General features: G+C 42.3%; 1 protein-coding gene and 1 rRNA gene. One reads left to right on the top strand and one right to left on the bottom strand.

Annotated elements, in window-relative coordinates; genetic code table 11:
* Positions 1–58 (top strand): 16S ribosomal RNA (locus tag GPK49_RS08465); the annotation flags it as partial.
* Here GPK49_RS08465 and GPK49_RS08460 read toward each other — a convergent pair.
* On the bottom strand, positions 59–265 hold a 207-nt coding region (locus GPK49_RS08460), incomplete at its 5' end, for a hypothetical protein (protein WP_215677440.1).

The raw sequence follows: 265 nt of genomic DNA, 5'->3' as shown, positions 1-265 counted from the left end.
TGGGGTGAAGTCGTAACAAGGTAGCCGTATCGGAAGGTGCGGCTGGATCACCTCCTTTCTATGGAGAAAAGCGGAGAAAAGCTGCATAAAAGCTTTTGTCAGAATGGATTGCTTGCAAGACAGGCTGACAAAGAGGTTTTAGGTAGGTTTGCGGAGCAAATACATGAGTAATGCGAAGCATTACGAATGGTTTTTCGTAAACATTTTTCAACGCAAGGTTGTGAAAGATATTCATTGTTCGGTTTTGAAGGATCAAACCTTCAAA

This window comes from Clostridium sp. MCC345, assembly GCF_018785345.1.
GTDB classification, from domain to species: Bacteria; Bacillota; Clostridia; order Lachnospirales; family Anaerotignaceae; genus Anaerotignum_A; species Anaerotignum_A faecicola.
The sequence above is the reverse complement of the archived record's forward strand: the minus strand, read 5'-3'. Positions and strand labels throughout refer to the sequence as shown.